Here is a 26,482-nt window from a genome sequence, read left to right as displayed (position 1 = left end):
TTTAATTTATCTTATATAAGGAAATGATTAAAAGGTATAGAACTTATTAATCATTTTTAAAAACCCAAAGGCAATCTAATGTAATCCTATACTTCTATGAAACACTTTATTCTTTTATTTTCCAGTTTACTCTTCGCATTTAGTACTACCATTGCACAGCCTTACATTTTAACTCCTACTACTACAGGTGGTACAAAAGGGGCTGGAGGTATCCTTCATTTCAACTTAGGAACCAATGCTTTTGAAAACATTACCTCTATAAATTCACTTAACCCTAGTTTAGATCTTGATGGATCAGAATTCTTTGGAATTACTCAAGGGGATAATACTACTATTTATGTAACTACACTTAGTGGCGGTGATTATGATGAAGGTGCTTTATTTTCTTATGATTTAAAGACAGGCAATGTTGCAATGCTCTATAGTTTTGGAATTGATGGAGAGTTTGGCATACCTCTCCCCAATAACCCTCGTTTCAAACCTCTTCACCACAACGGTTCTTTGTATGGTGTTACAAGAGATGGAGGAGATTATGGTTGGGGAGCAGTCTATAAATATGATCTCTCTACTGATGAAATGTCTTTCTTAGTGCATTTTAATAATGAACACCTACAATCCAGTCCACTTATAGTTGGTGAAAATGACAATACACTTTATGGTACAAGTACTTCTGGGAATGGTCATGCAAAGGACACAGGAACAATCTATGGAGTAAATCTTTCAAATAATACAATCTTTAGGGTTTATAATTTTTATGATGATTATATAGGAGGGATGTATAGACCATGGGGACCTATTGTTATGCACGGAGATGAGATTTACGGCACCACAAAGAAAAATGAATTTAGAGGTTTTTCTGGAGGGATATACGCTTACAACATCGTAAAAAAAGAATTCCGAGTAGTTTTAAAAATTTTAGAAACAGATGTTGAAGGAACAACTTATCAAGGAATTACAAAAACTTCATTTAATCAACTTTATGCTACTGCTCTAGGAGGCGGTGCAAAGAATGGTGGTGTTTTACAATATATTGAACCAAGTGCTCATAACAGTGAAATTAAATACGCATTTCCATATGATGGTTGGATGGAATCAATTCCTACCTCTCTCAATGGTGTTTTATATGGTATTAGAGATTATAAAGCAGTTCATAATAATAGTGGTTGGAGTGTCATTTACAAAATTGAAGATGCTTCATCTAACTCCCCTTCTTATTCCGAGTTATATACGATTGATAAAAGCACAATCAATGCCTATGATTATATTATTACAGATGCTGGTTTAATGATTGGAGGTTATAGTACTCTTGAGCTCAATGGTAGTGGTGGATTATTCTCCTTTGATGTCAATTCTGGCGAATTTAAAAATTTAATAGAATTTAAGACGAATGGCGGTAATACCCTATCAGGAGAAATCACTAAAATTAATGATAGTAAGTACTATGTCTCAGCCCAAACAGGCGCCAAATCTGATCAAGGAGCAATTCTAAAATACAATCCTAGCATAGATGGTTTTTCAACCGTTGAAGATGCTCATTACGCTTATTCATTTAATGTAGGTGGACAAATAGCTCATAGTAATTCCCCTTCTACAAGACATTATATTAATTCTGAAGGAAAATTCATTTTCAGTTCCGATCTGTATAATCGAAAACAAGTTAATTATTATGCTGAAACTCGACAGTATTATGAATATTATCGAGGGGCTTTTACTGCAATCGATACTGCAGGTGATCATAAAACAGGAAGCTCATTGCAAATGAAATTTAAGCATGAAAGGGTTGATGATCAAGGTAACTTTTATAATCGACATCCCTATTACACTAATATTTCATTATTAGAGATTGACGGTGATACTGCACTTGTTTTTGTAGATAATAGAATTGGTAAAGTAAATACTAAGACCTTTGAAAATTTTGGTGAAGAAACTTTTATTAATGATGTAGATACCTATGGTGAAAATTTTGGAGATCATATGATCTTGGCTCAAAATAACTTGGTGTATGGTATGATGAGAAAAAAGGGTACAAATAATTTAGGAACCTTATTTTCTTATGATTATCAAACAAAAGCAATGCAAAGTCTACATCAATTTGATTCACTTACGGGGTCTTCTCCTTCAAGTGGTTTATTAGAAGCTAGCGATGGAAATCTTTATGGCATGACTTCATTAGGAGGTAACTTTAATAAAGGTGTTTTATTTAAATATGATATCAATAGTAGTCAACTTTCTGTATTAAAACATTTTGATGGTGATACAGATGGAGGACACCCAAAAGGAGGCTTATTAGAAGATAATGGAGTATTATATGGTGTGACATTTGATGGTGGTTCACATCATTTAGGAACTCTTTTCAAGTTTACAACAAATACATCATCCTATGAAGTATTACTAAATCTTGATAAAAATACTGGAGGTCATCCTCTTAATACCATACCAATTATTGATTGTATTGTTCCTGGTATAACTTCATTAGCACTTGACCCTTCTTCTGTCAATTGTACAGGTAATGCTTTAACTTTCAACTTTAAAACTATAAGAGGAAACTCAAATCAATGGAACCTACCTACTAATACCTCTATTATTAGTCAAAGTGATACAACAATGACTTTGGATATATCTAATTTAAGTATAGGAAAATATACTCTTGATCTTAGTAATACAAACAGTTGTGGTTCATCTACCCCTGTTACAACTAACTTTGAAAAGGTACAAAGTGTAAGCATTGATACCATCAAAACACAACAAAGTATTACTTGTAAAATTGCCTTTGCTAACTTTGAAATGGATGGAGTTCAGTTAGCAGATAGCTACCGTTGGAAAATCCCAAATGGAGCCGTTGTTGTCGGGGATAATGATAAGCATAAAATACAACTTAGTTTGCAAGGGATTGGTTTTGGGGATCATACCCTTACAGCTTATGTTGAAAATAGTTGTGGATCAATTGATTCAACAGAATATCACTTTACTATAGATGTATACAATCCTTCTGAAATAGACTTTACTTTTACTCCATATTCAGAAACAACGAATCATCAAATTGATGAAAATATTTACTGTTCAGACAAGATTAGTGGAGTAATTACTTATGATAATCGTCCTTCAAATATTTCACAAATGATGTGGGATTTCCCGCATAAAGATACTCGTATTAAAGATGTTTCTCATGTTAATAAATTATTTGTTTATCCATGGAATGAAACCACAAATGCTTGGGAAGTATATAATCAAAATGATATAGAGGTTACTTTACCATTAAAAGAGGGACCTAACCAAATTAGAGTCTGGGGTTATGATGCATGCGGGGGGTCTTCTTTAATTAATACAGATACCATCTACTATTATACTCCTTATGCTATGTCAGGTATTAAAACAGCTAATAATAATGTTTGTGCAGGTCAGGAAATCAACTTAGAAGCAGAGTTTAATGGTGGTTATGGATTTGATTTTGAATGGATCTTACCAAATGCAGTAACTCTTGTTTCTCATGGTATAAGTAAACAACCTAGTTTAGTTTTTAATGAGGGTGGAACATTTACAATAGGAGTTACTACTAAAATACCTAGTAATGGTACAAGTTGTAATTTATCAACAGATACTGCTTTTGTAGATATCACAGTAAAGGAAATTAAGAAAGTACTCCTAACAGGTACAAATGCTATTTGTGGTAATAGTTCAGAACTAATTAAAGTTTATGCTGAAAATCATGATGACACACCTTTACTTTGGACGTATCCAAATGAAGCGATAAAAGTAGGAACATCTAATAATGATACATTAGTTCTTGATGTCAGTATGCTTACAGTTGGTGATTTCCAAATTAGTGTAAAAGGACAAGGAAATTGTTTTAGTTCAAGCCCTACATTCTACACTTTTAATATTCATGATGGTAATGTAATCACAGATAGATTAGAATTATCTGAAACGGCTGGTTGCTACGATAATGAGTTTAGTATATCTGCAGTAGGTACTAAAAATGTGGCAAATCATCATTGGATTTATTCTGGTAATGTTGTTCCAAGTGGAGATACCAATTTAGCCAGTCTTTCTTTCCACTTTGCAGATGATACTTATGGAGTTGAAACAATAAAATATGTAGCAAGTAATGGTTGTCATATTTCGGATACTTTAAGTTTAACAGTCAATGTAAATAATAGTCCTGTGATAGAAGGTATTGATTTGCCATCGGAATTATGTAAATCATCTTACGACACTTTAACTGTATCCATCTTAAATCAAGCAAATACAGTTAGTTGGACTTTACCTACAGGTGCTGTAATTGTAGATTCTCTTAGCTTAGATCAGATAGTAGTTAATTTTACGAGCGTAGCTGACGGAGATCATGAAGTATCTGTCAATGCATCTAATGATTGTGGAAATTCTAACACACAAACGGCAAATGTTAGAATTAGTAATTGTATTGTAAGTGCAATTATTTCGTTAGAACAAGAGTTGTCTATTTATCCAAATCCATCAAGTGATTTTATGGAGATCAAAAACCTTCCAATAGGGCAGTATGAATATAGTATTGTCGATACAAAAGGAAGTGTAATTGTCCCAAAACATCAGTTTGATACTAAGAATATTGATATCAGAGAATTAAAATCTGGTAACTATTTTATTCGAGTTATTAATGGAGGTGAGATTATATATAATGCTCAATTTATTAAAAAATAATACCTTAAGTTGATCTACTGAGTAACCCGAAAATTACACGTAGTTTTCGGGTTATTCTTTGTTAATATTTATGTAAAAAAGTGTGATTTTTTCTATTGATGATATTAGTATCTTTCTGTTTATTATGAATTTCGTAAATTCATTTATCTGTTAATTATTAATACTATACTTCCCTATGAAAAGATATATCATACTACTTTTATTATTATCAAATACCCTTTTTGGACAAGATAAAACTGCAGTTTTTAACCTTGATGGTACAATCATATCAGAATCTAATGGATACATGTATGAGAAGTTTACCGACGTTTATTCCAATCATTCTTTTGAGACTTATGATGATTTAGTACATGAAATTGCTGAAATTTCTGAACGTGAAAATTACCAAAAGTTGGTAGACAGATTCTTTAAAAGAAATGATGTTGAAGTGTACGGAGATGCTCTAGAACTAATAAATAAATTAAAGAAAGAGGGGTATACGCTTGTGTTATGTACATCTACAGAAGAGCATTTTGCAAAAGAAATTAATAGAAGATTCTTAAATAATGCATTTGATGAAGTAATAGGCTCTGATTTATCAAAGGATGTAAATAGCTACGATAAAAAGGTGAATGCCTTAAAAAAGAATAAAATTAATCCAGACGTTGCGTATGGTAATTCATTAGCCGATTTTCCAATGATGAACTTTGCAAAAAAGGGTATTCTTGTTGTAAACGAAGATGATGATAAAAATAAATACAAAGACTTTGAAGATTGTATAGATGAAGCAAAAGAAAATGGCTTCGAAATTATTCATTTTGATGATGATACAATTGACGATGAGGATTAATATACAATTGATTAAGTAATCACTTTAATGTAATTTAAATAGCCGATAAAAGCATTTTAAAACTTTTATCGGCTATTTTTTTATTAGACTTCTTTATAAATTATTTATACGTTCTTTTTCTTCTAAAAATTCCACCCAAATAGAATTAAGAATATTGCCTGCAGGTTGTATGTCTTGAATATGAGCAGACACTTGTCCAATTTCAATTTCTCCTTCATCAAGATCTCCCTCAAAAATTCCTTTTTTAGATCTTCTTTTTCCTAACAATTCTATGAGTTCTTCTTTAGTAGCGCCTCTTGTTTCTGCTTCTTCTACTTGTTGGTAGAATTTATTTTTCACTAATCGAACTGCAACTAAATCTTTTAATGTAAGAATTGTATCACCTTCTTGAGTAGCAACAATTTTTTGTTTGAAATTATCATGAGCTGAAGATTCTTCAGAAATAGCAAATCGACTTCCTATTTGTACTCCCTCTGCGCCTAATGCAAAAGCAGCAAGCATTGCTTTACCAGAACCAATTCCACCAGCAGAAATTACTGGAATAGAAAGAGCTGATGCAATAGGAGGAATTAAGCACATTGTAGTAGTTTCCTCTTTACCATTATGACCACCTGCTTCAAAACCTTCTGCTACAACGACATCAACACCAGCTTCTTGAGATTTAAGTGCAAATTTTAGGGAAGAAACTACTTGAGCTACCTTAATGCCATTTTCTTTAAATAAACCAGTGAATTTTTTAGGACTACCAGCCGAAGTGAAAACAATAGGTACTTCTTCTTGAAGTATTATTTCTATTAATTTCTCAACTTCTGGGTAGAATAATGGAATGTTTACACCAAATGGTTTCTGAGTTGCTTTTTTACACTTTTGAACATGTTCTAGAAATGTATCCGGGTGCATAGAACCAGCACCAATTAAACCTAAGCCACCTGCGTTACTTACAGCTGCAGCAAGTTTCCAACCGCTACACCATACCATTCCTCCCGAAATAATTGGTTTTTCAATACCAAAAATTTCGCAAACTCTGTTATTCTTCATGTCTGTTTATTTATAGTTATATCATGAAGTTAATCAATTTGTTTACTATATGAAAAAGCTTGTTTTTCCTATTTAAACAACTGAAGGTTTATAGCGTTTTGAGAGTTCTTTTGGGGTAATTCCATTTTTCTTTTTAAAGTATTCTGAAAATTTCGCACCAGATTTATATCCACATGTTCTAGAAATTTCTGTGATACTTTTATTGGTTGTTGTCAATAATATTTTAGCTTTTTCTAAACGGTAATTTTGATGAAAACGGTGTATTGTTGTTCCAAAAACTTGAGTAAAATCTCTACGGAGTTTAGAAATAGAAAAGCCATATTTATCAGCAAACTCATTTAAAGATTTTACTTCTTCTAAATTAGAAAGCAGCTCATCTTTAATGTTCATCAAATGGACTAAATCGTTAGGATGGATATTATTAGCGGGTAAAATTTCATCTCTGTGTAATAACCTATCAAAGAATATACTCATTGCTTCACTGGTTTTAGAGAGCAATTTCAAATTAAATATTGGTGGTTTTAAGGTGTGGTCTAAGGCAAATATGTCATTTAAAATAGCATGAATTTCTAAAGGAGTAGTATCGTATTGAAACCAATATTTTGGGATATTAAAAATATCTCCAAATAACTCTTTAAAAAAAGAATTATCATGATCAATTACACTTTCAGCAAGTCTAACAGCTACCCATTGGTTAAGTTCCCCTTTTTTAATGGAGCTATTATTCGAAAGTTTTGTATCGTAGATAATACTACCATTGTCTAATGTTAGGTTGGGACGATGGTCATATTTCCCTTTTGTAAGCAGTTCTCCACTTCTTGTAAATCGTACGCAGATAGAATTTCGATCATTAGTATTTCCTTCAAAATAAACATCATGATCTTCTAGCGAAGTGATAGAGTTTATAGTAATTTCTATACCTTCAGTTAATTTATAATACCTTATATATCCTTTCGCAAAGGAAGTATTGAATACATATTTCTGTTTTTCGAAAGTTCCGCCAATTTGTTCTTGAAGCTGGATAATGAGTTCTTTTGCATTTGCTTCTTTTATTCGGATGATGTTTTTTTTACCGTCTGACTCTTCTAACATAATTGCGACTTAAAAATTTTAATTGAAAAGGGAAGTAGTAAACCCTGATTAATACGATATTACAATTTTGTTATCAGTATAAAAAAAACACCAAGAAGAAATTATTCAACTTGGTGTAATAAAGTACTAACTCAAAATTATTTACTTTTTAGTCTTTGTTCATTCCATGTTTGATAAGTTTCCATTGTCTTATCAATAGAGAAAGAATCAATTTTTTCTATTTGAGGGTACTCATACAAAGATTTAATAAAACCTGCTGTTGTAGCGCCTGCTTTATAGATATATGGCGCACGTTCCATAACCCACGGCCAATAAGCATTAGAATCTGTGTCAGCTCTTTCGTAAGGATCTCTTCTTAGGTGAAAGATTTTTGGTAAACGCAATGGTATAAAAGGTTCTGCCCATAATTGCATTCCATGTGCTCGTTGCTCCATGAAAACAACTTTCCAATCATCCATTCTTATTGCTGTAATGTCACCATCATCTGAAGAATAGATAAAATTATGTCTTGGAGAATCATCTACTTTACCTGTGAAATAAGGTAGCATATTAAAGCCATCAATAGTAGTTTGTACTTTACGACCAGCATAATCAATACCTCCCTCTAATTCAGTTTTAATATTATCTTGTCCAGCAGCTGCAAGAAGTGTAGGTAACCAATCTTGATGAGATACAATTCCATTTAAGATTTTCCCTTCAGGAATTTGACCTTTCCACATTACATGACAAGGAATTCTATAAGCACCTTCCCAGTTAGAGTTTTTCTCAGAACGGTAAGGAGTTACAGCACCGTCAGGCCATTCATTGTAATGAGGACCATTATCTGTAGAATACATTATGATTGTATTCTCTAGTTGACCTAGTTCTTCTAACTTAGAAAGAATTTTACCAATGTTACGGTCATGATCAACCATTGCATCTGCATAAAAAGAGTCTCCTCCTTGTCCAGAAATACCTTTGATATCATCGGCAGGGTAAGTAGGGAAATGCATGCCTACAGTATTGTACCATAAGAAAAATGGCTTGTCTTCTTTAGCTCTTTCGTCTAACCAATCTAAAGTACGGTCTGTAATTTCTCTGTCAACAGTTTCCATTCTTTTCTTAGTTAACGGACCTGTATCAGAAATTCTACCATCAGCATATGAGTGAATTACACCTCTTGGTCCAAATTTTTCTTTAAACCATTCTTCCTGAGGATAATCAGGATGTTCTGGTTCTTCTTCTGCATTTAAATGGTATAAATTTCCATAAAATTCATCAAAACCATGGTTTGTAGGAAGCATTTCATCTCTGTCGCCAAAATGGTTTTTACCAAATTGAGCAGTAGCATATCCTTCTCTTTTTAATAACCATGCAATAGAAGGATGTTCATTTCTGAAACCAGCATCAGCACCTGGTAAACCTACTTTAGCAAGACCAGAACGAATAGGGTTTTGACCAGTTAAAAAAGAAGATCTACCTGCTGTACAAGATTGCTCACCGTAGTAATCTGTAAATGCAATGCCTTCTTCAGCAATACGATCAATATTTGGAGTAGAATACCCCATCTGTCCTCTATTCCAATAAGAGATATTAAATTGACCTATGTCATCACCCCAAAGAATAACCACATTGGGTTTTTTAGGAGCTTTATCAGCAAAAATGGGTAAGGATAGAACTGATAGAAAAAGTATAAGTATTTTTTTCATTCTTTTATTAGTTATAAATGAGTAACTGTATAGAATGATAAACGGCGATATATATAGGAAGGAATATCCTTAAAATGTTATTGAGTATACTATTCTGTTCTTTGAAGAAATTTTATTGAAATGACATAAAAAAGCAGCCTTGAAGTTAATCAAGACTGCTACTAGATAGTTTACCAGCTAGAAATAGTTTGGATATAGGAAGTTAAACCTTCTGCCATACGCTGATGAGTTGTTAATGTAGGATGCCAATCTTCTCCATAAGGTCCGCTTTGTGGTGATAAAGCATAATGATATACTTCCGTATCATTATTGTCATTAAAACTTTTAACCACAGCAGCAGTTTGCTTTTTAATAGTAGTCCACACATTTTGATTGGCTGGAAAGTAGTCACTCATCATCACACCATTCACACAGATAATTTTAGCATTAGGGTAATTCTCCCTAATTGTAGTCACAAATTCAGTATAAGTATTCACAAAATCATCACCGTTAAGTAAGTTATTGTTTGCATTTTGAGCATAATCATTCGTTCCCAAATTAATAACAATAACATCTGGAGTATAAAGATTTATATTCCAAAGTGGGGTAGACTGATTAGCAAAAATGCGATTGTAAATTTTAGGTAGTGTACCATTTAAAGAAGCATCAACATTTCTATACATTCCTCTTCCAGAATAGGCTACACATTGGTAGTTAGCGTTTAGGTTATTAGCTGTTATTGCACCCCAAGCTTTATAAGCATTTTCATTAACTGCATTAAAACCTGAGTTTATTGAGGGGTTATCATAACTTACTTCGTTACCATAACCACAAGTTTGAGAATCTCCGATAAATTCAATATTTCTAGTTTTTGAGGTAGGTTGGCTTACAGTAGCATTTCCTCCAATTTCAAAACCTTTAAAAGTACTTTTACCCACCATACATTCTGTTCGTTTTACTATTTCTATAGTGTGATTTGTATTTTCTAAATCAGAGAACAGCTCATATTTATCTTGATTGGCATTTACTTCTACAGTTATTTCTTGGGTGCTATTATCTAAGATCACTTGATAATAGTTTGTGTTTATGTTGCCACCTGTAGCAAAATCTTCTAATAATAAATTAATAAAAGTACCTGTAAAATTGGTTTTAATAGAAATACCAGGAAAGCAAAATGAAGGTGCTTTGGGGTTACTATAATCAATCCTTCCTGTATAGATAATAGCTTCGTTATCTGCTTCAATAATAATGTTTTCTTTCTTAATAACTTCAATTTCTAAACTATCAGTAACACTACTTCCTTGGTTATCTTCAATTACTCCTTTTATTGTATGAATACCTAGAGTCGCAATCCAATCTAAAGAAGTAGTTGAGGTCATTAAAGTATTATCTATATACAAGGAGGTTTTGGTAATTGTTCCATCTGCATCATTTACATCAAGTACTATGTTTATACTGTTACCTTCTAATAAAGGTGTTTCATCAAGTATTATTTTTAAAGTAGGGACACTATTTTCTTTTTCGATCACTTTAAAAGAAAGACTATCCATTACGCTACTTCCTGAATCATCTTCTACTATTGCTTTAAGTAAAAAATCACCAGTAACAGCTAACCATTTAGTAGTATCTGATGTACTTATTACAGCATCATTTAATAATAATTGCTGTACAACAATTTCACCATCTTGATCGTCTGCTTCTATTATAAAAATAAAAGTACTTTGTGCTAAAGAATCCTGTAGATCAGCTTTAATTTTGATTGAAGGATCTAAGTTTACAGGAAAGGAAGGTTGATCTAATTTTGTTTCTATTTCTTCCTCAATATCATTTAAAGGAAGAGTATTAGAAGCACAATTAGTTAGTAATATAGAAAGTAATAAAAAAGATAGTAGTTGATTTTTCATTTCATTCAATAGTTGTTTTTGATACTCAAAGGTGAATAAACAATTATTGAATGGGGTAGAATACAGTGTGGAGAAATAAGACAATAAGAAAGGTGTCTTGTAATTACACTTTTGTATCGAGAAATTTACACCTTCATAAAAGTAAAGGCTTCCATTCATCAAATTGTACTTGATAAATGGAAGCCTTTACTAGTTTAATTCTAGATTATTCTAGTAGAAAACGAAGTGGAAAGGACCAACACCTGTTGGTTGTTCAGTAATCATATCTCCATCGTTAGAATAGATTCTGAAAGATCCTGACTCAGAAAAACTCTGTGCAACTGCAACGTGAATGTTACCGTTTGAAGGGTTCACGCCAATTCCTTTAAAATATTCTCCAGAAATTACAGCACTTCCAATTGATGAATCATTAATACCAAAGCTAACAACTTCCGTTGTCGAAGGACCTTGATACGCATCGTCTGAACCAAGCACATAAATACTTTTTCCATCTGAAGATAATTGAATATCTCCATCTTTACCAATACCAGAATACTGTACTTTAGATGCAACTGTATTGTCTGTAGTATTTAGTTTAGCAATACCAATTTCAGTATCAGCAGGAGCAGGGAATAAATATCCTGCAGAAGTAGAAACCCATAAATTATTTTCTCCATCTATAACAAAATGTTGAGGAGCAGCTTTTACATCGATAGTAGCTTCTAACTCAAAAGAAGATATATTATAAACTTCTACATTTGTTGAATTAGATATCGCTACATAAATTTTGCTATCATAAATTGTAATTCCTTCGGCTCCACCACCAACTTTAAATTCATTTACTTGTAAACCTGTAGAAGTGTTTATTACAACTACTTTAGAGTTTTTTAAAGTCCAATCACTTTCATAAGGTCCCCATACAGTAGTGTAAGCAAAGTTTCCTTCCTTAGTTGAATACCTTGGAGTCACGATACCTTCACTAATTGGATCGAACCTACGTATCATTGTTTTAATATCAAGAATCTCGATTTTATCTGCAGCTTGAACACTCAAAATACCAATAGCTCCATCTGTATAAAAGCCTTCAGTAATACCACCTAAATCAGCACCATTTGCAGATTTAAATACTCTTTGAGAAACTGTTGATTCTTCTCCATTTTGAACAACTCCAGTAATTGAGCCATTTCCTTCAGATAAGTTTCCTGAATTACTTACATAAAAACCTGTAGATCCAGGAATATAAGGTTGCTCATCTTTGTTTTCACAAGAACCGAATGATAGTCCAATTAGAACTAACAGAAAAGAAGATAATTTGTAAAAGTTTTTCATTGTAAAAATTGAAAATTCGTTTGTTAAAAAGTGATTTTTGCCTTGATTGTATAGTTTATCCCAGGCATAGGATAATTTTTGTAGTTTTGATATTCTTTATCCATTAGGTTATTAACCATAAGTGATAAAAGAAATGATGATTTTTTTATAGCAAAAGACTTACTAATACTTGTGTTAAGTAACCAATATGGGTCAAGTGTATCAAAGTCATCTGTTGTTGTTCTCCAACCAGTATAATTACTATCTAAACCAAAGATCCATTTATTATAGTTTAGTGTTAGATGAGCTTTAAACATATGTCTAGGTACATAAATTAGCTGTTTATCTTTCTCAAGATCTGTAGCATGTGTAAATGCATAACTACTGCCAATTTTCCATTTTAGTTTAGTAAGACTGTATTTATTATTAAGGTTTATGGCAGTTTCTACCCCTTTAGATAAAGAATTTGCAATATTTTCTGCATAAGTTGGGTCTACTGGAACCCATTGGATTCTATCATACATTCTTAAGTAAAAAGCAGAAGAAACCCAATTGAAAGATAAAACACCTAAATTTCTTGTATAATCAAATCCTAAATCAAAATTATATCCATCTTCAGGTTTTATGTTAGGGTTAGCATTTTCACCCCAATACCTTTCATTTAAAGTAGGTACACGATAACTCCTAGCAATTGATGATTTCAATTTCAGGGTATTATATTCATTCTGAATAGCAGCATAAGACATACTAAATGATGGTGTAAACGGTGCAGAATATCCTGTTACAATTGTTTGTCTTAAAGTGGTAGAAACACTAAATCTATTAGTTATATCCCATCTAAAAGCAGCAAAGAAAGAGACTCTAGCTTCGTTTGTGTTTTCTGGGTAAGCATATACATTTGGCCAAATATACATTCCACTAGCACCAGTAGTTAATGTAAGATTATCTTTTAAAAATGTTTCCCCTCTCCATTCTAATTGAACTCTTTCTGTACCAATAAAAGAATTGTAAAACCATTGGTCATCCTTAACATATGCAGTACTTATTGTGTGATTCCATTTGTCACCTCTATGTTTATAGTCAAGCACTGCTCTAATACTTCTACTTTGAATAGAATCATAAGTAGCAGAATTATTATTATTGCCCATTGTAGGTTGAATTGCTCTTTCTTCGGAAGTGTACCAAATTTTTCCAGACCATTCTTCATGATCATTTGGTTTAAAGTGAGTTTCATGAAGTATTCCTGCGTGCCAAAAGCCAGCGTTATTCATCTTCTCAGTTGTCTCTTTAATGCTTGTATTCGTGAACTCAAAATTATTATCAGCTTTTTGATATAAAGCTACTGTTTTATGTGCCCATTTTTTAGAGCCATACATTGCTTTCACTCCTGTAAAGAGTTGCCCAAAACTACCGTATGCTGTTTGTACTTCGTAACGATTGTTCTGGTTCCAATCGAATTTGTTATCTAATACAATTGTTCCGCCAACGGCACCGGAACCATATTGCGCACTTCCACTCCCAAAATTGACATCAATATTATCAAAATAATAGATATTTATTGAAGACATATCTAACTGACCTAATGAAAGGGAATTTAAATTAATTCCATTCCACATTATAGCAGTATTTTCTGGAGATGCTCCTCTAATAGAAATTGTAGATAACTGTCCAGGTGCACCTTGTTCTCTGATGTATACAGATGCCCTATTTCTTAACAAGGTAGCTAGAGAACCAGTGTTTTCAAGCTGTAAAGCAGCACTATCAAACGATTGTATATAAGATCCCTGTATATAATATTTTAAAGGATTGGAATGTATCTCTACAGTCTTTAGTTCTCTATCTGGGAATTTAAATTCTTGGCCTAAAACAGAGAATGTTGTAATAGAAAATAGCACGAGTAACAAATATTTCATTCTCTTTATTTTAGTTGCTTATAGAAAAATAGTTCGTGCTGAGGAAGTAGCTCTGGATGAAAAACTTTAATTAAGTCTGCAATAATTAATTCTGGGTGAATAATACCTGTTCCCCAATAATCATTAGCTGTGCTATTGCGTGTTCTTTTATTATGATTGTAGATCTTTCCGGTAGAAAAAGCTTGAAATTTAGTATATCTAGTATCTAGATTCTTAAGTTCATCAATTGTTTTAACTTGACCAGGATTAATCCAAAAATTAGCATCTTTTCCTTTTGCATAAACACCTTCTAGATCTAATTGAATGCTCCCTGTTTCTTGGGTATTTTTCCAAGGGTAATCTGTTTTAACTTCTAGCAAGGCTTGTGCTAAATAAGATTGACCTCCAGGTACAGACCACATACTTTTATAAGGTAAACCAGTAATAACTTTAGGTGTAGTTTTAGCTGTTTTGGCTAACGACAATAATGAATTGTATTTTTTAACAACATTATCGAAAATAGCATTTGCTTCTTTTTCTTTATTTAAAAGTGCTCCAAAAATCTTTAACCATTCCGCTCTACCAAGCATACTGTTTTCTTGCCAATCTGTATTGGCTAAAACTGGAATTTTAGAAGCCGCTAAAACAGGAAATGAAGCAGAAGTACTAGAACTACTACCAACAACCATTACAAGATCAGCCGCAGCACCTATAATTTTTTCAGCATTATCATTTATATCGTATCCAATAGTGATAATGTTTCCATCATTCATTTTGTCTACTATTGCTTGACTATACATATAGTCTTTAGAAGTATAACCTTTTATGGCATCAATACTACCTAATTCTTCTAGCATAGAAGTTTGAGCGGTAGTTGTTGTAATAATTCTTTTTACGGGAATACGAACAATAGTATTATTTTCAAATCCTTTTGGAATGGGGTTTCCGTTAGGCAGAAGTACAATTGTTTGCACTTCGCTATTATCTTTAGAGAAGGGGTTAATTAAATGCAGTAACTTAAAGTTATTGTGATACTCTAAGTTAAAAGTTTTTGCATATATTACTTTAGACTGTACACCTGTAATTGCTACAGAGTTTTCTAAAGTATCAGATTGTTTAGTATTAGTAGTAGATGAGTTGCAACCTATAAATAGGAGTAAGCAACCAACTAACTGTAAAGTTTGTTTAATTGACATATCAATGACTTTGCACCCGAAGATAATTTTTTTGATTTTGAAGGTATCCTGACTTTTTTATTAAGATGCCCTTCCCGAATTACTTCAGTGGTTTATACATCATTCTATTTTCATAGATAAAATTACAGTAGCGGGGACTGTTTTGGATTTTAACCAAATTCCCTTCAGAATCTTGAGTGCAAAGATGATTGAAGATTTTAAACAATCAAATATTTAGAAGCCTTATTTACTAGTGATGTTGATCATTAAAAAATATTAGAAAACTCTATAATGCTTTCATCAACATTAAATTTATCAGATTAATTTATTCGAGCAACAGTAATTCCTGTATTTATTTTACTGTTTTTAAGCCATTCATATAAAGGTTTGTCTGTTATTACTACTTTCCCTTTTGATTGAGAATCATGCATTAGATGTATTTTACCATCAGCTTCTCTTACGGCTATACCCACATGAGTAACATCTAACCCTTTTATTTTTGTTACTAATGAAATAATATCACCAGACTTTATTTTGCTATCAATACTTTCAATGTCATTGATATAAATCTGACTTAATTTCTTTTTATTAATCTCTTCTTCAACGCATTTTATCTTTTCAACAGCGCCTTTATCGTTATCTAATTGTTTGTAAGAAGATAGGTGGGTACTCATGAAATTGATTTCTTTAGTATATTCTGTACCCCCAATTTCTACAGTAACATCTTTTATAATACCTTTTTTTGCATTGTCACGTACCCATTCTGTAAAATAATGTAATCTAGAAGTATATCCATCAATTACTCCATCTCTGTAACGAATCCTTTCTAATATCGAAGCATAATGATTAATAGTTCTCAGAGACTCTAAAGAAGTATCACTATATAAAATAGTAAGCGCAAGCACTGACTCAACGTATGTTGTACAATCAAAACCAATAAAATTAATAACTAATTGTTCCTTTTCACCAACTTCAAGTGTCTTTTCTAAATAGGGCTGTCCTAAAAAAGTATTTCCTATTAGTGAAAGCTTTTCATTATTTGTAATCCCTTCTACAGGAAGTTTATTTAACTCTTTAATTTTTGCATCTAAAGCCATTTTACTCGGATTAGAGCAAATAAATTGAGCTTGTAGAGAAAAAGTAATAAATAATAACGGAAATATTGATAAGATTAGCTTCAACATATTTATTTTTTAGCAATTTTGCATGATGAAAGAGCAGAGGTCTTTCATTTTTGTAAATGATTAAATGAACTAGCGAGATTAATTCTCTTTAAAATTTCAAATTAATCGAATATAAACAAATTACCTCTTTAGATTAACTTATAAAAATCAAATAAGAATGTTTAGATATTCTTGGTTATTAATTTTGATGATAATTGCCACAATGGCAATACAAACTTCAGCACAGATTAGTGAAAATCCAAACAAAGATTCGTATGTAGGACAATACAATGGCGATGGAAAACGCCATGGTTCTGGTACGTATACTTGGGAAGATGGAACCGTATACCGTGGTAAATGGAGAAATGATTTAATGGATGGTAAAGGGTTACTACTTTTTGCCAACGGAAATAAATACGAAGGGAATTTTTCTAAAGGAACTCCATTTGGAATGGGTGTGTACCACTGGGTAAATGGAGATGTTTACCAAGGAGGTTTTCTTGATGGTAAAATGAATGGTCGTGGTGTATTAGTTACAAATACTGGCGAACGTCATGAAGGGTTATGGATTGAAAATCAGGTAAATGGAGAAGGTACTCATTGGTACAACAATGGAGCACAATATATTGGTATGTGGAAAGATGGAAAGCGTAACGGAAAAGGTATAATGCTTTACATGAATGGAGACACAGAACAAGGGCAATGGGCAGACGATAAGTATATTCCTTGCGATGAATGTGCTAGAGAAAGTATTTCTGTTGAAGAATCTTATGTAGAATCTGAAGCAGTTTTTATAGGTGAAGTTTTTGAGGTAGAAACAACAGACTCTGGTTATGATAGAGTAGGTATGATTGTTTCTGAATATTGGAAAGGGTCTTTATACCCTGGACGAAAAGTATATTTAAGAGCAGAATATTCATCATGTGATTTTGTTTATTTTGAAGGCGATGAATATTTGGTTTATGCACAACCATATATTTTTGATAAAACACTTTATTTCCCAAATAAGTGTACAAGAACAATGAAAACCTCATTACCTCTAGCTCAAAATGATATTAAAATTCTACGTTCTTTTGATTGTATGATAAAAGAAGGGGAAGATAGAAAAGTAGCTTTTGATTTTTCTAAGGATGCAGTATGTGGGTGCGATGAGCAAGAATATGAAAACCCATTCAAAGCTTTTAAGGCAGGAGTAGGGCATTGGTATGCGGGTACTTGTGCGGAGAAAAAAGCAAAAGATGAAAAACTGAGAAAAGAGCGGTTACATATAAAAGAGGAAATTCAGGAAGAAGAAAAACAAAAATCTGAACCAAAAAAGACAGACCAACCTTCTTATAACTATGTTGAAGAAGAATAATGAAGAAGTTAACGGCCTTTTATCAAAAATATAAAGCATACATGAGAGTTGACCTTTTAATGTATCTAACCATGATCCTAGCTTTAATTATTGGTGTGCTTATCGTTTCTATTATTGATTAATTTTTCTACTTTTAGAAAGTAACAATATAAAGTAAACAATATAACATACTAAAAATGGGATTATTTGATAGCCTAATGGGTAATGTGTCTAGTGCAGATCTAGAAAAAGTTCAAGAAGACTTAGGGTTTGTCTTAGCAAGTGATGAACAATTTGTAAAAGGATTTAAGCTTGTAAGAGATCAGTGGATATTTACCAATAAAAGATTAGTAATGGTGGATAAACAAGGAATTACTGGTAAAAAATCTGAGCTTTTGACAATACCGTTTAAAAGTATCGAACTGTTTTCTATGGAAACAAAAGGAACTTTTGATGCAGATGCTGAACTTAAGCTATGGGTTAAAGGAATGCCTGAACCTTTAGAAACAAAGTTTGGTAGCGATACCGATATTAAAGAAGTATATCAATTACTTTCTGAAGGAGTTTTATAAAAATAGAGCTCTATAAAAAATGAAAGCCTTACTCGTTATATAATACAAGTAAGGCTTTCTAATTTAATATTTTTTTGCTTAAAGTGAAGATATTGTAAATCTAACGGTCTGGTCTTTAATGCACATGAAATCGTTTGCGAAATCATCTAATTTTTCTTTAAAAAACTGATAATGATCAAAAGATTCATCCGAAACTTTATTATCATTTTTTTTCAAAATTAATGTATCATTAAAACCTTCAATTTCATAAAATAATTTCTTAGCTCTTCCCAGTAATTCAGTATTACATGTTTTGAACTTTTCTAATTTTTTAAAATCAAATTCATCGATATTTCTATTGAGGTAACTATTTAATCTATCGTTTAATAATGTTATTTCATTAATATAATAGGTTAATTCATTATCCCATGATTTAATTTCTGTCTTTAAATCCGAAATATATTGTAGCAAACTTATTGTCATAATCTTTGGTAAATTTCAAATCGTTAATTGTATGTTTAATTAATTTACTAAACGTTTAATATTTAACCAAAGTTGCAAATGTTTAATTTTATTGGTTTTTAAAGACTATAAAGTAGTTAGAATCAGATATTAATCTAAAGACAATGTGAATTCATTTTATAGGGAAAAGGACTTATTTGGATTGTGATTTAAACCTTAATAAATTAGCAGCTTTGTATAGATTGTCTTTAAAAGAGACTTTCTACATTTTTTAATCAACATTTCTCATTCAACTACTACTATGAATCAAACTAGTACATTATTATTAGGGTTAGCACTTGCCATCATAATGTTAGGCATGGGTTTATCTCTTGTAACTAACGATTTTAAAAGAATTTTTCAGAAACCAAAAGCAGTCATTTTAGGGCTTGTACTTCAAATTTTGGTATTACCATTAGTGGCTTTTGGAATTTCTTATGTTTTAGTATTGCCTTCATTTATTGCTTTAGGTCTTATTATCTTATCAGCTTGTCCTGGTGGTCCAACATCGAACTTAATCACTCACTTAGCAAAAGGAGATACCGCATTATCTGTAACCTTAACAGCAGTCAGTAGCTTTCTTACTATCATCACCATTCCATTTATTATCAATTTAGGCTCGTCTGTATTCTACAGTTCAGAAACAGAAATTTTATTGGATATACCAGATACAATCAAAAAAATTATGATTGTAAGTATTGTTCCAATTATCCTAGGAATGCTAATAAAACGTTACTTTAATAATTTTGCAGAAAAGATGGCAAAACCTACAAAGGTTGCATCTGCAATAATTTTGATAGTAATGATTGTAGGTATTGTAGTTAAAGAAAGAAACAATGTAATAGAGTATTTTACACAAGCAGGAACTGCTGCATTGTTATTAAATGGAATTACAATGATTATTGGTTTTTTTGCGGCAAGATTATTTAGTTTAAACGTTGCCCAATCTAAATCTATTGCAATAGAAACGGGTATTCAGAACGGAACAATGGCAATTACAATAGCAGTTGGTATTATGGGGAGAGTAGATTTATCTATTGCAGCTGGTGTATATAGCCTTCTAATGTTCTTTACATCTGGAATTTTGATTTTCCTTTTTAATAAGAAGACTGAAAATACCACATCTGATTCTGTTGAACTAATGAATTAGAAAAGATGCATTTTTACAAGAAAAGCAATGCTCAAAGTGTTGCTTTTCTTGTTTTAATAGGAAATTTTTAAGCTATTTTTCCTATTAATAGTAAATGATAGAAACGAATTTCTGCTTTTGCATTATAGTTTCAATTAAATCTATTATTTTCGCTGATTGAAATTGTGCAGTATTACAAATTAATCAGCTAATGGGTATTAGTATTGATGTTTTACTGCTTAATGAATAAATAATTCAGCAATGCAAATTCTTAGCGAACAAGAAGTACTCCGAAGAGAAAAGAGACAACAGTTAATGGATCTTGGTATTGATCCATATCCAGCCGAAAAGTTTGATGTAAATGTATCGGCAGCAGATATTCTTAAGAATTTCGAACGCCGTCCAAACGATTATGGCACTGTGTCTATAGCAGGTCGTTTGATGAGTGTTCGTGCAATGGGTAAGGCAGCTTTTATTGAGCTACAAGACGCTACAGGACGAATTCAAGTATATATCTCTAGAGACGATATCTGTCCAGGAGAAGATAAAACTTTATATAATACGGTATTCAAAAAATTACTTGATAGAGGTGATTTTATTGGTATCGAAGGGTTTGTTTTCACTACACAGGTAGGGGAAATCTCAATCCATGCAAAGAAGTTGAAAGTGCTTTCTAAAGCATTAAAACCACTTCCTGCAGTAAAAGTAACAAAAGACGAGGACGGAACAGAAACTGTACATGATGCATTTACTGATCCTGAATTACGTTACCGTCAGCGTTACGTTGATTTAGTAGTAAACAAAGGCGTGAAAGAAACGTTCATGAAAAGAACGAAAATCATGAACGCAATGCGTAACTTCTTTAACGATCACGGACATTTAGAAGTAGATACTCCAGTATTACAAGGTATTCCTGGTGGTGCAGCGGCAAGCCCGTTTATTACACACCATAATGCTTTAGATACTCCTTTATATTTAAGAATTGCCAACGAATTATACTTAAAACGTTTAATTGTTGGTGGATTTGATGGTGTATATGAATTCTCTCGTAACTTCAGAAACGAAGGTATGGATAGAACACATAACCCAGAATTTACAGCAGTTGAAATCTATGTAGCCTACAAAGATTACAACTGGATGATGGAATTTACCGAACAGTGTTTAGAAAACGTTGCTAATGCAGCAAATGGTACTTCTGAAGTAACTGTAGGTGATAAAGAAATCTCATTCAAGGCTCCGTACCGTCGTGTTACAATGGCAGATGCTATTTTAGAGAACACAGGTAAAGATATCAACGGTAAAAGTGTTGAAGAATTAAAAGCCATCTGTGATGAGCTAGAAATTCCTCATAACGAAACTATGGGTAAAGGTAAATTAATTGACGAAATCTTTGGTGAAAAGTGTGAGGGTAACTATATCCAACCAACTTTCATTACAGATTACCCAGTTGAGATGTCTCCATTATGTAAGCGTCATAGAGATAATCCAGAATTAACGGAGCGTTTTGAGTTAATGATTAATGGTAAAGAGGTTGCTAACGCATATTCTGAGCTTAATGATCCTGTTGACCAACGTGAACGTTTTGAGGAGCAAATGAAGTTAATGGATGCAGGTGATGACGAGGCAATGTTTATTGACCAAGACTTCTTACGTGCATTAGAATACGGAATGCCTCCTACATCTGGCTTAGGTATTGGTATTGATCGCCTTGTAATGTTATTAACAAACAATGCATCAATCCAAGAAGTATTATTCTTCCCTCAAATGCGTCCAGAAAAATGGCCAGAGGCTTCTTCAGAAGCACAATGGGCAGAAATTGGCGTAGGTGAAGACTTAATTCCAGTAATGCACAAAATTGGTTTCTACATGACTTCAGATTTAGCAGATAAAACATCTGGTAAATTGATGAATGATTTCATCGGAATGAAAAAGAAATTGAAATTAAAGCAAATTCCTAACCCATCGAAAGATGTTGTAGAAGGATGGATTGCTAAAGCAGCAGAGCAAAACGCATAAGTTTAGCGTTACATTATATAAAAAGCCTTATCAGAGAGTTAAATCTTTGATAAGGCTTTTTTTGATTTTCATCTCAAGAGAAAATAATAAATGATAGTTTATTCACTTTTTATTTATTTTTCTTTTTACTTTGTACGTAATAACAACACTTAACAAATTTCAATCACCAATAAACACATTTTTAAAATGAAAAACATTTCAGTTATTGGCTCAGGAACAATGGGCAATGGTATCGCTCATGTTTTTGCTCAAAGTGGTTTTAAAGTATCTCTAATAGATATTAATGTTTCTGCTTTAGATAGAGCAATGGCCACAATTACTAAAAATCTAGATCGCTTAATTTCTAAAGAAAAAATTTCTGAAGAGACAAAAGCAAACACAATAAACAATCTTACAACTTTTACAGAGGTAGAAGAAGGGATTAAAAATGCAGATTTAATTGTAGAAGCAGCAACAGAAAATGTAGATTTAAAACTAAAAATTTTCAAACAACTTGATGAATTGGCGAAACCAGAAGCAATTTTAGCTTCAAATACTTCATCAATATCAATTACTAAAATTGGAGCAGCTACAAAACGCCCAGAGAAAGTAATAGGGATGCATTTTATGAATCCTGTTCCTGTCATGAAATTAGTAGAAGTAATTAAAGGTTATTTAACTGATGAAGAAACGACTAATGCAGTGATAGACATTTCAAAGCAAATAGGTAAAGTACCAGTGCCTGCCAATGATTATGCAGGTTTTGTTGCTAATAGAATCTTAATGCCTATGATTAATGAGGCAATAATTTCATTACAAAATGGGGTAGCAGGAGTAGAAGAGATTGATACCATTATGAAGCTAGGAATGGCACACCCAATGGGCCCACTTCAATTAGCAGATTTTATTGGTTTAGATGTTTGTATGTCAATAATGAACGTGCTCCAAGATGGATTAGGTGATACTAAATATGCACCAAGCCCATTACTTGTAAATATGGTTCAGGCAGGGATCTTAGGAGTGAAATCTGGTGAAGGTTTTTATGATTGGGAAAAAGGAAATAATAAATCGCTTGTAGTGAGTAAGCGTTTCTTATAAACAATAAAACGCTAGTAAGATGCAATTCTTACTAGCGTTTTATTTTTAATTTATATCAACTTTACTGACCATTGACAGCAACATAACTATCAACAAGTGCAGCTAAATTTTTTACATCATAAATTTGCCATATATCTCCTTTCTGTCTAAACTTAACAATTAAATCATCAACTCGGTCAGAGCCATCTAATTGAACTTGTAATGTAAGCTCAGCTTGAGTTCCTTCAATTTTTTGGTCTTTAATTCCTTTAAAATTAGCACCATCTCCATGTGCTAAAGTCAATAGCCCTAACACTTCAGTACTAAGGCCATCTACCGTCTTAGGTATATTAATTTGTCCTTGGCTTATGCTAGTTTCAATTTGTTCTTTAATGATAGATATAATAGAAGGGCGCATAAATGCAATTAACCCAGTTGAAATATCTAATTCTCCATTATTTGCTTTTGTAGAGTAATCAATATATTGATCTATAACACTATTTAAAACCTGATCAACATCTACTAATTGATTAAACGCAGCTAAATCTTTATTATCAATAGAAGATTTTATTTTAATGAATGTCATCTCTGGATCATTCTTTTTTGATAAGTAAAAGAAACCACCAATTGCTGCAATTGTGATAAGAATACTAGAGATTATAATGAGACCTTTATTCATTTTAATATTTTATTGTTTTAATTCAGACTTGAATAAACAAAAACAGCATTTGAAATCAAATCCAAATGCTGTTAAAGATATATTTTTTATTTATTTAGATGTAAATAAGTGAAGTAAACCTGCAACAGGAGTGTAGAATAACAGGATTTCTGGATTTTCTACAATGGTATCTACTACAGATGAAACGGAGACATCTAAATCTTTTTGTTTGTCTACTATAGGTTGAACAATATTTAATTGTTCTTGAGCATTTAAAGGGTAATTGCCATTATTTGCATTCTCTTTTAACTGCTTAAAATCGTTCTTGTGTTTAGTGAAAATGATTGGCCATAATGCTGGGAAAAATTTGAAAGAACGTTGAACGTTTTTCATACTTACAGATAATAAATCCCAGAAATCATAAGGTTTACGACCATAGATGCTTACAGCTTTGTCTAACTCATCTTGCATCTGATCATGAATTTTTTCACTTAAGTCTAATATTTCTTCTTCAGAAATATCTTCAATTTCTCGCTCGCCAATCATTTTATAAGGACTAATTCTCTTACCTCTCACAAACGTGAGGTTAGCAGGAAAAGCAAAATAAAATAACCAAGGTTGTAATGGAATTAATAAAGACATAAAACCAATAGGCAAGAAAGGAATACCTAATTTTTGAACAAAATCATTCAGTAGGGATGCACTGTAACTAAAAGGATTAATAAATTCGCCATTTACAGTAGCAAAAGGAACAATGTCTGTTTTGTACTTAATACTCATTCTAAGAGTAGAAGTAGCTAAACGTTGTAAAGTATATTTATTATTAAAGCCTTTGCCAATACCAGGGACACCTTCAGGATAAACTAAAATATTTGAGCCATTGTAATGCATGGCTGTTTCATAGTTTAACCAAGTAGCATCAATTGCTCCTAATTTTTTCCAAAAGTTTTGAATAAGGAAAGGGTTCATAAATTGACTTCTAGATAAAGCAGGAGCAGTGATTGCTCTTACGCTTTTCTTCATGTCAAAATTATTTTTTTCGAATAAGCCAGAAACAAAAGAAATTGCATCCCAAGGGAAAGCCATTCCAGAATGGTTACTAGCAAATATTAAAGGGCTATCAGGATTATTTCTTTCAGGAATGTTATCAAACCCAACAAATTTAATGCGAAAATAGCCATCATTAATATGATTTAAAATCAATTTAGTGATACTATATGCATAACCAGCATCAAAATAATCATCAAGTATATGTGCATTCTCCTTAATTTCTTTAGGAGCATCGGCAGTAATTAACTGACTGCTATTAGTACTATCAGATGTACTACTAGTTTTTTGGTCTTTAATTATTTCTTGCAATTCTTTTGGATTTGAGGTCATTGTTGTAGGTGATAAATGTAATGTAAATTAGTCGTTCATCAAAATTACAATTTTTATTGTACTTTTTGATAATTTATTACAACAATGTTTATTCACTTAAAGGTCTTAATTAAGGCCAAACGAAGTGATACCATAACCATTAGTAACTTGACCATAGAAAAACATATCTACAGTAACTAAACCAAAAATAATGAAGGCTAATGCTACAAATGCTCTTTGAACAAGCATCTTTTTAAGAAAGACTTGGTAGCATTTAACAACGATAGCAAAATTAGCAATAATCAAGTAAATAGTAAGCATAGTATTCATAACAGAGAGTTTAAGTGATTGAGAAGATTTAAATATATAAACTGATTTTAAGCAACTTAGTTTATAGATTTTTGCTAACAAGTTTTAAGGTTTACAGTTGTTTGTAATTAAAAACTGATTTTGAAATGGAGTTTTCATATCAATTAATTCTTATATTGTGTAAATATTCATTCATTTATACCAATTTCAATACAATAACTTAACATATGAATGCCAAAGGAACACAAGTAGGAGAGTTGCAATTAACAAGTAAACAAAAGAGTTTTGCTTCAAAAATGCTCCATCCTTTTAAGTTTAGAATGTTTACACTAACACAAGTACCACTCGGTTTTATTGCGGGGATGAAATTAGAATCACTTAATGGATCTCGTTGTGCTACGTCTTTACCGTTTAAATTTCTAAATAAGAATCCATTTAAGTCTATATATTTTGCTGCACAAAGTATGGCCGCAGAATTATCGACAGCCTCTTTAGGTATGCTTCATTTAAATGAGCATTTGAAATCAATTGCTTTCATTATTGTAGATATGGACGCAAAATTTAGTAAGAAAGCAGTAGGTAAAGTAACATTTGTCTGTGAAGATGGTCACCTTGTAAAAGAAGCAATTGATAGGGCATACGAAACAGGTGAAGCAGAAGAAATAAAAATGCTGACTATTGGAAAAATGGCAGACGGTACAGAAGTATCAAGATTTCACTTTACGTGGTCTTTTAAGAAAAGATCTAAAAAGTAATAAGAATAAATTTAGAAAGGAGTGATGTAGTCAGATACATCACTTTTTTTATGTGCAGATAAAATTGAATAAAAAAAAGCCGAACATT

General features: G+C 32.0%; 21 protein-coding genes and 1 riboswitch. Of the genes, 9 read left to right on the top strand and 12 right to left on the bottom strand.

The genetic code is table 11. The annotated features are described in order from the left end of the window. Positions 1-96: 96 nt before the first annotated feature. Both EI427_RS08640 and EI427_RS08635 read left to right on the top strand, forming a co-directional pair. Positions 97-4,677 (top strand): choice-of-anchor tandem repeat GloVer-containing protein, encoded by a 4,581-nt coding sequence (locus EI427_RS08640; protein WP_126613671.1) that lies wholly within the window; start codon positions 97-99, stop codon positions 4,675-4,677. A gap of 175 nt (positions 4,678-4,852) precedes the next feature. After that, on the top strand, positions 4,853-5,506 hold the full coding sequence (locus tag EI427_RS08635; RefSeq protein WP_126613669.1) for an HAD family hydrolase: 654 nt from the start codon (positions 4,853-4,855) through the stop codon (positions 5,504-5,506). Positions 5,507-5,599: 93 nt separating this feature from the next. Here EI427_RS08635 and EI427_RS08630 read toward each other — a convergent pair whose 3' ends face one another. From EI427_RS08630 to EI427_RS08595, 8 genes are all read right to left on the bottom strand, one after another. Beyond that, entirely contained in the window at positions 5,600-6,544 is a 945-nt protein-coding gene (locus EI427_RS08630; protein ID WP_126613667.1) for an NAD(P)H-dependent flavin oxidoreductase, read from the bottom strand. Positions 6,545-6,616: 72 nt separating this feature from the next. Then, complete coding sequence (locus tag EI427_RS08625) at positions 6,617-7,636, bottom strand: helix-turn-helix domain-containing protein (protein WP_126613665.1); 1,020 nt, start codon at positions 7,634-7,636, stop codon at positions 6,617-6,619. A 137-nt stretch (positions 7,637-7,773) separates the two neighbouring features. Further along, positions 7,774-9,324, bottom strand: a complete 1,551-nt coding sequence (locus EI427_RS08620; protein ID WP_126613663.1) for an arylsulfatase — start codon at positions 9,322-9,324, stop codon at positions 7,774-7,776. 170 nt (positions 9,325-9,494) lie between these two features. Next, positions 9,495-11,207 carry an SGNH/GDSL hydrolase family protein gene (locus tag EI427_RS08615; protein ID WP_170178425.1) on the bottom strand — a complete coding sequence of 571 codons (1,713 nt, stop codon included), beginning with the start codon at positions 11,205-11,207 and terminating at the stop codon, positions 9,495-9,497. Positions 11,208-11,417: 210 nt separating this feature from the next. Next, the gene (locus EI427_RS08610) at positions 11,418-12,515 is read right to left on the bottom strand and encodes a YncE family protein (RefSeq protein ID WP_126613659.1); all 1,098 of its coding nucleotides are present in this window, start codon (positions 12,513-12,515) and stop codon (positions 11,418-11,420) included. A 23-nt stretch (positions 12,516-12,538) separates the two neighbouring features. Beyond that, positions 12,539-14,407: a TonB-dependent receptor plug domain-containing protein gene (locus EI427_RS08605; RefSeq protein WP_126613657.1), complete on the bottom strand. Its 1,869-nt coding sequence runs from the start codon at positions 14,405-14,407 to the stop codon at positions 12,539-12,541. Between the two features lie 5 nt (positions 14,408-14,412). After that, positions 14,413-15,582, bottom strand: a complete 1,170-nt coding sequence (locus EI427_RS08600; protein WP_126613655.1) for an ABC transporter substrate-binding protein — start codon at positions 15,580-15,582, stop codon at positions 14,413-14,415. A 21-nt stretch (positions 15,583-15,603) separates the two neighbouring features. Then, positions 15,604-15,792, bottom strand: a riboswitch (cobalamin riboswitch). Between the two features lie 89 nt (positions 15,793-15,881). Further along, on the bottom strand, positions 15,882-16,745 hold the full coding sequence (locus EI427_RS08595) for an N-acetylmuramoyl-L-alanine amidase-like domain-containing protein (protein ID WP_205727916.1): 864 nt from the start codon (positions 16,743-16,745) through the stop codon (positions 15,882-15,884). A 157-nt stretch (positions 16,746-16,902) separates the two neighbouring features. On the opposite strand from EI427_RS08595, the gene EI427_RS08590 reads away from it, so the two are divergent. The 3 genes from EI427_RS08590 to EI427_RS08585 are packed head-to-tail and all read left to right on the top strand — an operon-like array spanning position 16,903 to position 18,632. Continuing rightward, positions 16,903-18,081, top strand: a complete 1,179-nt coding sequence (locus EI427_RS08590) for a hypothetical protein (protein ID WP_126613653.1) — start codon at positions 16,903-16,905, stop codon at positions 18,079-18,081. After that, on the top strand, positions 18,081-18,203 hold the full coding sequence (locus EI427_RS26330; protein ID WP_262708876.1) for a hypothetical protein: 123 nt from the start codon (positions 18,081-18,083) through the stop codon (positions 18,201-18,203). Before EI427_RS08590 ends, EI427_RS26330 begins: the two co-directional genes overlap by 1 nt. Positions 18,204-18,257: 54 nt before the next feature. After that, positions 18,258-18,632, top strand: coding sequence for a PH domain-containing protein (locus tag EI427_RS08585; RefSeq protein ID WP_126613651.1), 375 nt, complete (start codon positions 18,258-18,260; stop codon positions 18,630-18,632). 78 nt (positions 18,633-18,710) lie between these two features. Here the strand turns inward: EI427_RS08585 and EI427_RS08580 are convergent, their stop codons facing one another. Next, positions 18,711-19,094: a hypothetical protein gene (locus EI427_RS08580; protein ID WP_126613648.1), complete on the bottom strand. Its 384-nt coding sequence runs from the start codon at positions 19,092-19,094 to the stop codon at positions 18,711-18,713. 280 nt (positions 19,095-19,374) lie between these two features. Between EI427_RS08580 and EI427_RS08575 the strand changes: the two genes are divergently transcribed. From EI427_RS08575 to EI427_RS08565, 3 genes are all read left to right on the top strand, one after another. Beyond that, the gene (locus tag EI427_RS08575; RefSeq protein ID WP_126613646.1) at positions 19,375-20,262 is read left to right on the top strand and encodes a bile acid:sodium symporter family protein; all 888 of its coding nucleotides are present in this window, start codon (positions 19,375-19,377) and stop codon (positions 20,260-20,262) included. Between the two features lie 240 nt (positions 20,263-20,502). Continuing rightward, positions 20,503-22,257, top strand: coding sequence for a lysine--tRNA ligase (gene lysS / locus EI427_RS08570; protein ID WP_126613644.1), 1,755 nt, complete (start codon positions 20,503-20,505; stop codon positions 22,255-22,257). 186 nt (positions 22,258-22,443) lie between these two features. Then, on the top strand, positions 22,444-23,334 hold the full coding sequence (locus EI427_RS08565; RefSeq protein WP_126613642.1) for a 3-hydroxyacyl-CoA dehydrogenase family protein: 891 nt from the start codon (positions 22,444-22,446) through the stop codon (positions 23,332-23,334). A gap of 61 nt (positions 23,335-23,395) precedes the next feature. Here the strand turns inward: EI427_RS08565 and EI427_RS08560 are convergent, their stop codons facing one another. From EI427_RS08560 to EI427_RS08550, 3 genes are all read right to left on the bottom strand, one after another. Beyond that, positions 23,396-23,992, bottom strand: a complete 597-nt coding sequence (locus EI427_RS08560) for a hypothetical protein (protein WP_126613640.1) — start codon at positions 23,990-23,992, stop codon at positions 23,396-23,398. 90 nt (positions 23,993-24,082) lie between these two features. Continuing rightward, on the bottom strand, positions 24,083-25,351 hold the full coding sequence (locus EI427_RS08555) for a lysophospholipid acyltransferase family protein (RefSeq protein WP_126613638.1): 1,269 nt from the start codon (positions 25,349-25,351) through the stop codon (positions 24,083-24,085). A gap of 105 nt (positions 25,352-25,456) precedes the next feature. Then, positions 25,457-25,651 (bottom strand): hypothetical protein, encoded by a 195-nt coding sequence (locus tag EI427_RS08550; RefSeq protein WP_126613636.1) that lies wholly within the window; start codon positions 25,649-25,651, stop codon positions 25,457-25,459. A 215-nt stretch (positions 25,652-25,866) separates the two neighbouring features. Between EI427_RS08550 and EI427_RS08545 the strand changes: the two genes are divergently transcribed. Continuing rightward, complete coding sequence (locus tag EI427_RS08545) at positions 25,867-26,394, top strand: DUF4442 domain-containing protein (protein ID WP_126613634.1); 528 nt, start codon at positions 25,867-25,869, stop codon at positions 26,392-26,394. Positions 26,395-26,482 lie beyond the last annotated feature (88 nt).

The organism is Flammeovirga pectinis (genome assembly GCF_003970675.1).
GTDB classification, from domain to species: Bacteria; Bacteroidota; Bacteroidia; order Cytophagales; family Flammeovirgaceae; genus Flammeovirga; species Flammeovirga pectinis.
Note: the sequence above shows the minus strand (reverse complement) of the source record. Positions and strands in the feature narration are given on the sequence as shown.

What these genes read in the sequence shown, in the direction of transcription:
- EI427_RS08640 (WP_126613671.1), top strand. Translation starts at nt 97, where the DNA reads ATGAAACACTTTATTCTTTTATTTTCCAGTTTACTCTTCGCATTTAGT.
- EI427_RS08635 (WP_126613669.1), top strand. Translation starts at nt 4,853, where the DNA reads ATGAAAAGATATATCATACTACTTTTATTATTATCAAATACCCTTTTT.
- EI427_RS08630 (WP_126613667.1), bottom strand. Translation starts at nt 6,544, where the DNA reads ATGAAGAATAACAGAGTTTGCGAAATTTTTGGTATTGAAAAACCAATT.
- EI427_RS08625 (WP_126613665.1), bottom strand. Translation starts at nt 7,636, where the DNA reads ATGTTAGAAGAGTCAGACGGTAAAAAAAACATCATCCGAATAAAAGAA.
- EI427_RS08620 (WP_126613663.1), bottom strand. Translation starts at nt 9,324, where the DNA reads ATGAAAAAAATACTTATACTTTTTCTATCAGTTCTATCCTTACCCATT.
- EI427_RS08615 (WP_170178425.1), bottom strand. Translation starts at nt 11,207, where the DNA reads ATGAAAAATCAACTACTATCTTTTTTATTACTTTCTATATTACTAACT.
- EI427_RS08610 (WP_126613659.1), bottom strand. Translation starts at nt 12,515, where the DNA reads ATGAAAAACTTTTACAAATTATCTTCTTTTCTGTTAGTTCTAATTGGA.
- EI427_RS08605 (WP_126613657.1), bottom strand. Translation starts at nt 14,407, where the DNA reads ATGAAATATTTGTTACTCGTGCTATTTTCTATTACAACATTCTCTGTT.
- EI427_RS08600 (WP_126613655.1), bottom strand. Translation starts at nt 15,582, where the DNA reads ATGTCAATTAAACAAACTTTACAGTTAGTTGGTTGCTTACTCCTATTT.
- EI427_RS08595 (WP_205727916.1), bottom strand. Translation starts at nt 16,745, where the DNA reads ATGTTGAAGCTAATCTTATCAATATTTCCGTTATTATTTATTACTTTT.
- EI427_RS08590 (WP_126613653.1), top strand. Translation starts at nt 16,903, where the DNA reads ATGTTTAGATATTCTTGGTTATTAATTTTGATGATAATTGCCACAATG.
- EI427_RS26330 (WP_262708876.1), top strand. Translation starts at nt 18,081, where the DNA reads ATGAAGAAGTTAACGGCCTTTTATCAAAAATATAAAGCATACATGAGA.
- EI427_RS08585 (WP_126613651.1), top strand. Translation starts at nt 18,258, where the DNA reads ATGGGATTATTTGATAGCCTAATGGGTAATGTGTCTAGTGCAGATCTA.
- EI427_RS08580 (WP_126613648.1), bottom strand. Translation starts at nt 19,094, where the DNA reads ATGACAATAAGTTTGCTACAATATATTTCGGATTTAAAGACAGAAATT.
- EI427_RS08575 (WP_126613646.1), top strand. Translation starts at nt 19,375, where the DNA reads ATGAATCAAACTAGTACATTATTATTAGGGTTAGCACTTGCCATCATA.
- lysS (WP_126613644.1), top strand. Translation starts at nt 20,503, where the DNA reads ATGCAAATTCTTAGCGAACAAGAAGTACTCCGAAGAGAAAAGAGACAA.
- EI427_RS08565 (WP_126613642.1), top strand. Translation starts at nt 22,444, where the DNA reads ATGAAAAACATTTCAGTTATTGGCTCAGGAACAATGGGCAATGGTATC.
- EI427_RS08560 (WP_126613640.1), bottom strand. Translation starts at nt 23,992, where the DNA reads ATGAATAAAGGTCTCATTATAATCTCTAGTATTCTTATCACAATTGCA.
- EI427_RS08555 (WP_126613638.1), bottom strand. Translation starts at nt 25,351, where the DNA reads ATGACCTCAAATCCAAAAGAATTGCAAGAAATAATTAAAGACCAAAAA.
- EI427_RS08550 (WP_126613636.1), bottom strand. Translation starts at nt 25,651, where the DNA reads ATGCTTACTATTTACTTGATTATTGCTAATTTTGCTATCGTTGTTAAA.
- EI427_RS08545 (WP_126613634.1), top strand. Translation starts at nt 25,867, where the DNA reads ATGAATGCCAAAGGAACACAAGTAGGAGAGTTGCAATTAACAAGTAAA.